This window comes from Mesorhizobium sp. M4A.F.Ca.ET.050.02.1.1 (assembly GCF_003997725.1).
GTDB lineage: Bacteria > Pseudomonadota > Alphaproteobacteria > Rhizobiales > Rhizobiaceae > Mesorhizobium.
Genome location: NZ_RZSG01000245.1, coordinates 1 through 7,717, shown reverse-complemented (window position 1 = coordinate 7,717; position 7,717 = coordinate 1). Strand labels below are relative to the sequence as shown.

Below are 7,717 nucleotides of genomic sequence, written 5' to 3'. Positions count from 1 at the left end.
GTAGCGGGTGGCCCGGCCGGCTGGCAACGGGGACGCCGGTCAACCAGCCGTTCACCAAGCAAGATAGGCAAACCTTAAGCGGAAATTGCGAGACTTGACGCAAGGTCAAGGTGATGAAACGCCGGAGGCTTTCCGATGGAACTGAACTACGACTTCGAATTCCAGTCGATTTTTCCGAAGGCCGTCTGGCTCGTTCCCGAGTGCAAGCGTTTGCTGGACGAGGTTGGTATCGCCCATAACGTCCAGGGAAACCATGTCCCGGCCTTTGTCGATCCCGCGACCATCGTCGCCCTTCGGCGCGAGCCCGACAAGATCAGGACGATGATGCTGGAGGCCGGCTGGAGCCTGCTGCCCTATGAGGGCGAAGCCTCGCCGGAAAAGGCGCAGTTCCTGATCCCGCAATTGCTGGAGATCCATGCCAAGGCTGAAAGCCGCGCCTGTGATGCCCACGCCGCCAAATATGCGGTCTTTGATCTCTTCGGCTTCACTAAGAAGCTGACCATGGGCGAGCTCATCGGCGCCGACGGCAGCCCGACCTGTTCGGAACTGACCCGGCATCGAATGCAGGGCGCGCGGCCGGCATCCGGCTTCGAGATCTACAAGGCGCTGATGGCGATGGCGGGCGACGAGAGAAATCATCCCACCGCCGAGCTCGCCGCGCCGCCGCCGCCAGTCAAGCCGGCCGCACCGACGTCCGGCCCGTTTGCGCGCGTCGCCCGCGTGTTTGGACGGCGGCAAAACTGACACGTGTCCGAAATCGCGGCGGAATTCATGATAGTCTCGCCGCTCGCTTGGTGGCAGAGAGAGCCGAGCGGGCTCTTCTGCGCCCTGGCAACGGAGGCATGGCGATGTTTGCGGCAAAGACCATCGAGAGCACGGACAAGGCGGCCTTCTACAATGAACTCGCCGCGCAGCTGAAGGCGTTGCTCGACGGCGAGCGCGACTCGATCGCCAACGCAGCCAACACCTCGGCGCTGATCTACCAGATGGTGCCCGACCTCAACTGGGCCGGCTTCTACTTCCTGCAATCGGATGAAGAGCTAGTGCTCGGACCCTTCCAGGGCAAGCCGGCCTGCGTACGCATCGCCGTGGGCAAGGGCGTGTGCGGCACGGCGGTTGATTTGGGCATGTCGATGCTGGTCAAGGACGTCCACGATTTTGCCGGCCACATCGCCTGCGACGCGGATTCGCGCTCGGAACTGGTGGTGCTGCTCAGGGACAATGACGGCGTCTTCGGCGTGCTTGACCTCGACAGCCCGCTGCCCGGCCGCTTCGACAAGGACGACCAGGCCGGCATCGAGAAGCTGGCCGCGATCTTTGTCGCGGCAAGCTCCTTCGAGGATAAGGGCATTGATATTCAGATGAGGCCGGCCTGACCTGAATCTCAACATGCCCACTAGGCGAACTTCACCAGCGTCAGACTAAACGCTGCGATGAACAGGAAGGCCGAGAAGGCCAAGACGAGTGGGCGCAGGCCGCGCGAGCGGAGCTGCGAGATGTCGGCCTGGAGGCCCATGGCGGCGAGCCCCATGGTCAGCATGATCTGGGTGGCCAAAGCAATCGCCGAATGCACTGCGGCCGGCATGGCGACCAGGCTGTTCAGCCCCACCACCGCGACGAAGGCGACGACGAACCACGGCATCGGCGGCTTCGCGGCCGAGCTGTCGGCGTTGCCGCGGCGTGCCATCAGGCCGAGCGTGATCACCATCGGCGCCAGCATGGCGACGCGCGTCAGCTTGGCGACGGTCGCCGTCTCGCCGGCCTGGGCGCCGTCCTGGAAGCCGGCGCCGATAACTTGCGCCACCTCATGGATTGACGCGCCGGCCCACAAGCCGAAAGCGTGCTGGTCGAGGCCGAGCACCGGCGCCAGCAGCGGGAAGCCGAGCATGGCGACGGTGCCGAACAGCGTGATCGCGGCAACCGCGTAGGTGACGTCCTCGTCGCGCGCCTCGGTGACGATGTTGGTGGCGACGATCGCCGAGGCGCCGCAGATCGAGGTGCCGGCGGCGATCAGTTGCGCCAGCTTGCGGTCGACGCCGATCAGCCGGCCGAGCGTGATTGTGAAGACGAAGGTGGCGCCGAGTGTGGCCGCAATGATGCCGACGCCGCCAATGCCGATCGCCGCGACCTGGCCGAGCGTCAGCTGGAAGCCGAGCAGCACGATGGCGAAGCGCAGCAGCCGGCGCTGCGCAAAGGCGATGCCGGCCTTGGCATGGGCGGGCGTGCCGAGCACGTTGGAATAGATCATGCCGGCCACCACGGCGAGGATCATCGGGCTGAGCAGGGCAAAGCCGGAGACATTGCGCGCCGAATAGGCGACGCTGGTGATCATCGCCGCCAGCACAAGCCCCGGGACGACGCCGGACGAGATCGAAGTCAGGGCAGAGCTACTGCCGGTGGAGGTCAGGCCGTTTGGAAGATTGTTCGCGGTGGCGGGCAGGACGGGCAAAGGGGTTCTCCAGGCGCCTTCGTCGTGGGAATGCCATTCCGAAACCAATCTTTCCAACGAATTGTTTGAGTTATAATGATCGAGTTTTCCGAACGATTGAGCACGGTCCTGTCTTAATAGACGTCGTTTTCCCGAAACCGCCGCATTGTCTTGGGCGGTATCGATGGCGAATTCCACACGCTGGCTCAATCACCGCCGCTTGCGTTTGACAGGGCGGCTGCCGCATCGTTATTTCTGGCCGTATACGACGATCACTCGCCACAAGCGAAGCCCGCTGGCCCACAGGGAGCGAAAAGCATGTCTCACAATCTGCAGTTCTACATCGACGGCGCCTGGGTCGATCCGGTGGTGCCCAATAATCTCGATGTCATCGATCCGTCCACCGAGGACGCCTTCGCGCAGATTTCGCTCGGCACCAAGGCCGATGTCGACAAGGCGGTAGCCGCCGCCAGGCGCGCCTTCAACAGCTTCGGCTTCACCTCGGTTGAGGAGCGCCTCGATATCCTCAACCGCGTCATCGAGGTCTACAAGAAGCGCAGCAAGGACCTGGCGCTGGCAATCTCGCGCGAGATGGGCGCGCCGCGCCAGATGGCGCTGGACAGCCAGGTTGGCGTCGGCCAGGCGCATCTGGAGAAGATGGCCGAGGTGCTGAAGAGTTTTCAGTTCCGCCACGTGAAAGGCTCCTCGCTCATCGTCAAGGAGCCGATCGGCGTCGTCGGCCTGATCACGCCATGGAACTGGCCGCTCAACCAGATCACCTGCAAGGTCGGCCCGGCGCTCGCCGCCGGCTGCACCATGGTGCTGAAGCCGTCGGAGATCGCGCCGCTCGACGCCATCATCTTCGCCGAGATCATCGACGAGGCCGGCGTGCTGAAGGGCGTCTTCAATCTCGTCAACGGCGATGGCCCGACCGTCGGCCAGGCGCTGGCCAGCCATCCCGATGTCGACATGATGTCGTTCACCGGCTCGACCCGCGCCGGCATCCTGGTCGCCAAGGCCGCCGCCGACACGGTCAAGCGCGTGCATCAGGAGCTCGGCGGCAAGTCGGCCAACATCCTGTTCCCCGATGTCGATCTCGAAAGGGCCGTCACCAAGGGCGTCGCCGGCTGCTTCGGCAACAGCGGCCAGTCCTGCAACGCGCCGACCCGCATGTTCGTGCCGCGCGACCGTCACGACGAGGCGGCCGCCTATGCTAAAACGGCGGCGGAAAAATTCACCGTCGGCCCGGCCGACGCGCCCGGTTCAAAACTCGGCCCGGTGGTCAGCCAGCTGCAGTTCGACAAGATCCAAGGGTTGATCCAGAGCGGCATCGACGAAGGCGCGACGCTTGTCGCCGGCGGCCGCGGCCGCCCGGCCGAGCTCAACCGCGGCTACTATGTCCGCCCGACCGTCTTCGCCGACGTCATCCACGACATGCGCATCGCCACCGAGGAAATCTTCGGGCCGGTGCTGGCGATCATGCCCTACGACACGGTCGAGCAGGCGGTCGAGCAGGCCAACGACACCGTCTTCGGCCTTGCCTCCTACATCCAGGCCAAGGACATCGAGAAGGCGCGCCAGGTCGCCGCCCGCATGCGCTCCGGCAACGTCTACATCAACTACCCGACCTGGGACGCCGGCCTGCCCTTCGGCGGCTATAAGCAGTCCGGCAACGGCCGGGAGTATGCCGAGTATGGGCTTGAGGATTTTCTCGAGATCAAGGGCATCGCGGGGTACGAGGCGGCGGAGTAGGGTTCGCTTGATCGGCGACGCCGCAACGGCCCGGGTGCAATCTAAGAAAGGCGTGGTATTGGCCCCGTTCTTTTCATTCGCTGCAGTCGACTGTTTACTGCCGCCGTCCTCCCGCGCCTTTGTCTCACTTATCCCGAATGCACGAGGGTAAACCGCCCCTTCCATAAATATGCAAATATTCTTGGGGGCAGTAGTCTATCCACGAGGCCGGCTCTTGCTCGTTCTCGGAGGTTCCAGCATCCTGTTCGGCTGGGGGCCTGGCGAATGTCAATTGAAATCGCGGAAGAGGTCAATCTAAGCTCGCCAAGTGCGGAGAGCGACAATGAGGAGCTTAACATTGACCGTTTCGCGCTCTCGTCATTTCGTCACATCGCTGACCAAGACTATATCAGTGCGCGTCTCAGCCACCGTGCTCGGTTGTTTCCGCAGTTCCTCTGGCAAAGCCAGCAGTGCCTAGAAAAGTATGCAAAATTTCTGCTGCTCCTGCATCGAGTAAAGGCAAGAAGGATTGGACATAGCCTGGAACGAGCATTTGCGCTTCTGGACGCAAGATTGCCCTTTCCAATCCAACTATCCGATGGCACCAGACGCTTCGTTGTCTATATCGATAATATTGGCCGCTGGCGCTACCTTGAAGGTTCCCAATTTGTCACCGGGGATGAGCTGCATAGACTCGATCGTGCTGTTTGGGAGCTCCGCAGATACTGTCAACGGAGACTAGCTCGCAGCCCATCTGGCGAGGCTACACCTGCACAGCGCCAACCTTGGTTGAAAGAAGTCGCAGATGCGGAGGCGAATCGCCAAGCGTTTCGGCTTAGTTCAGGATTTATCGAGCGCATACTCGACGACGAAAAACACCCGGCCCGCTCTGGCTTGGTTTGGAAGAATCTCTGCTTTGGCAAGCGCAAGCGGGACCGGATCTTCAAAGTTCCCATGCCGGTAAATTTTACCAACTCGGCCCTTTGGCTCTATCCGGAAATTATTGATCGAGTCGAACAATACGTTCATGTGCCGAAGGAAATTGCCGCAGCCTGCCGTGAGGCGATTAGTGAGCGCGCAGCGCAAGGGCAATTGACCACAAACCAAACATGAAGATGGCCAAGCCTACTAAACGTCCCATCGACCGAAAACGAGAGTCTGGTTTTTCGATGTCCTTTGGCGAGAAGGATGACGGGACAGCTGTTCTTGATGCGATCCCAATTTCTGATGCGGCCTATATTGTAACACAAAAGGCCATCTACGTGGTCAAGCTTGCCGATCAGATTGACCCAGATCGAACAAACATAAATATCCCAAACACTCAGCAATTGTTTGCCCCCGCCGGGTCGGAATCCGACATCGTGGCTCTGACCCTTTTGTCAGCCGGGCAGCTTTTCACAAAAGCATATTTTCCCGACGCAAAAGTTCGAGACGCAGTCATTTCGATTGCCGCTGATATCATGATCGAGCTGCTTGCGGCGCAGGAAATCCTAGAGCAATTGGTAGCAGCAGAAGACAAGCAAATTGAAGCGGTAAAGGCGGCAAACGACTCCACCAGGTTACCAGCTGTTCCGGACGTTATTGCTCGAGCAAAGACTTTCATCCAGAAGTCAGAGCATGCGCTACAGGCCATATTTCGCCTCCCGACCCTATTCTATGGCCGGCAGATGAAGGCCGCTGGAATGTGGCCTGATGCGTTCACTAAGGCGCTTGAGGGAGAATTCGACGCAAACGATATGATAGTAGGGTTTGCGAGAGAGATTGCCGAATTTGCGCGTCAGCTCCGCAACATACGTCATTGCGTTGAGCATCCGAAGGTCGATCAGCGGATCGTTGTGCGCGATTTTCATCTGCACACAGACGGCACAATCAGCCGTCCGACGATTGAGGTTGTTAATTCCAAGACACCGCTCGACGAAGGCGACTTGACCACGTTCATGTCAGTTTGGATTGCTAGCTTGGCGAACATTACAGAGTCGATGCTTTTGCATCTTGCCGGAAAAAATCACGCCGCGTTGGGCAATTTTCCGGTCGGCGTCGGAATAATTCCGGAGGACCAAAGACGCATGCCAAAAGTCCGGGCCGGATATCTGATAAACATCGGGGGCAACTGGCAACGGCTGGGGTAGACGCGGGGAAGGCTCTTTGATGGCGATGGTACCCCTTTTGCTACCGCCTCCATCCCGCATTGCACAATCCCCCCGCTTCGACATATTGAAGCCATGGTCCGTTCCTCGCTCGCCGTCCTTGTGATCGACGAAAACCGCATCCGCGCCTCGATTATTGAGGCCGGGTTGCGAGAGGCCGGGCATGAGCGGGTGACGGTCATCCATGACGTCGCCGGCATCGCGCGGCGCATTGCCGAGATCGAGCCGGACGTCATCGTCATCGACCTCGAGAATCCCAACCGCGACATGCTCGAGAACATGTTCCAGCTGTCGCGCGCGGTGAAGCGGCCGATCGCCATGTTCGTCGACCGCTCCGACCAGGCCTCGATCGAGGCGGCGGTGGAGGCTGGCGTCTCGGCCTATGTCGTCGATGGCTTGCGGCAGGAGCGCGTCAAGCCGATCCTCGACATGGCGGTGAGCCGCTTCAACGCCTTTTCGCGCATGGCGCGCGAACTGGAGGAGGCGCGCAGCGAACTGGAGAGCCGCAAGGTCATCGACCGCGCCAAGGGCATTTTGATGAAATCGCGCGGTCTCTCCGAAGAGGCGGCCTACGCGCTGCTGCGCAAGACGGCGATGAACCAGAACCGCAAGATCAGCGATATCGCCCAGAGCCTGGTGACCGCCGCCGGGCTGCTCGGGCCGCTGGAGGACGAATGAGCATGGCCGCTGCGCACCAGGTCACCGCCGGCTTCATGCCGCTCTTCGACAGCGCCGTGCTGGTCGCCGCCGGCGAGCTGGGCTTTGCCGCGCGCGAGGGCGTCGAGCTCGTCCTGCACCGCGAAACCTCATGGGCCAACATCCGCGACCGCATCGCCATCGGCCATTTCGACGTCGCTCACATGCTGGGGCCGATGCCGCTCGCCTGCAGCCTCGGCCTCACGCCCATCGCCTCCGAGACGATCGTGCCGTTCTCGCTCAGCCTCGGCGGCAACTGCGTCACCGTCTCCAACGCGGTGTGGGGCGGCATGGCGGCGCATGGCGCGGAACCCGATCTCGATCCCGCGCGGGCAGGGGCCGCTCTTGGCGCGCTGATCCGCGAGCGGGCGACTGCGGGCCGCGAGCCGCTGCGTTTCGCCGTCGTGCATCCGCATTCCGGGCACAATTACGAGCTGCGCTACTGGCTCGCCGCCTGCGGCATCGATCCCGAGCGCGAGATCGAGATCGTCATCGTGCCGCCGCCCTTCATGGCCGATGCGCTGGCCGCCGGCCGCATCGATGGCTACTGCGTCGGCGAGCCCTGGCACAGTGCCGCGGTCGCCGCCGGCACCGGCCATATCGTCACCGTCAAGGCGCTGCTCTGGCGCAACAGTCCGGAGAAGGTCGTCGGCGCGCGCAAGGCCTGGGCCGAAGAGAACCCGGAAGCGCTGGCGGCGCTGCTGAGGGCCCTGCA

Annotated in this window: 8 protein-coding genes; 7 read left to right on the top strand and 1 reads right to left on the bottom strand. The window is 61.9% G+C overall.

The window, feature by feature from the left end; genetic code table 11:
- Positions 1 to 135 precede the first annotated feature (135 nt).
- The gene (locus EOA33_RS17425; RefSeq protein WP_127406157.1) at positions 136 to 744 is read left to right on the top strand and encodes a hypothetical protein; all 609 of its coding nucleotides are present in this window, start codon (positions 136 to 138) and stop codon (positions 742 to 744) included.
- Between the two features lie 104 nt (positions 745 to 848).
- Positions 849 to 1,376, top strand: coding sequence for a GAF domain-containing protein (locus tag EOA33_RS17420; protein ID WP_127406156.1), 528 nt, complete (start codon positions 849 to 851; stop codon positions 1,374 to 1,376).
- A 20-nt stretch (positions 1,377 to 1,396) separates the two neighbouring features.
- Here EOA33_RS17420 and EOA33_RS17415 read toward each other — a convergent pair whose 3' ends face one another.
- On the bottom strand, positions 1,397 to 2,407 hold the full coding sequence (locus EOA33_RS17415) for a YeiH family protein (protein WP_245482352.1): 1,011 nt from the start codon (positions 2,405 to 2,407) through the stop codon (positions 1,397 to 1,399).
- Positions 2,408 to 2,746: 339 nt separating this feature from the next.
- Here EOA33_RS17415 and EOA33_RS17410 point away from each other — a divergent pair, with 339 nt between their 5' ends.
- The 5 genes from EOA33_RS17410 to EOA33_RS17390 all read left to right on the top strand — a co-directional run.
- Positions 2,747 to 4,180 carry an aldehyde dehydrogenase family protein gene (locus tag EOA33_RS17410; protein ID WP_127406155.1) on the top strand — a complete coding sequence of 478 codons (1,434 nt, stop codon included), beginning with the start codon at positions 2,747 to 2,749 and terminating at the stop codon, positions 4,178 to 4,180.
- A gap of 264 nt (positions 4,181 to 4,444) precedes the next feature.
- Positions 4,445 to 5,272 (top strand): HEPN domain-containing protein, encoded by an 828-nt coding sequence (locus EOA33_RS17405; protein WP_127406154.1) that lies wholly within the window; start codon positions 4,445 to 4,447, stop codon positions 5,270 to 5,272.
- Positions 5,269 to 6,288, top strand: a complete 1,020-nt coding sequence (locus EOA33_RS17400) for a hypothetical protein (RefSeq protein ID WP_127406153.1) — start codon at positions 5,269 to 5,271, stop codon at positions 6,286 to 6,288. The genes EOA33_RS17405 and EOA33_RS17400 overlap by 4 nt, the downstream gene beginning before the upstream one ends.
- Before the next feature lie 93 nt (positions 6,289 to 6,381).
- Complete coding sequence (locus EOA33_RS17395; protein WP_127406152.1) at positions 6,382 to 6,984, top strand: ANTAR domain-containing response regulator; 603 nt, start codon at positions 6,382 to 6,384, stop codon at positions 6,982 to 6,984.
- 2 nt (positions 6,985 to 6,986) lie between these two features.
- The coding region (locus tag EOA33_RS17390) for a CmpA/NrtA family ABC transporter substrate-binding protein (RefSeq protein WP_190234292.1) at positions 6,987 to 7,717 on the top strand (731 nt) is incomplete at its 3' end.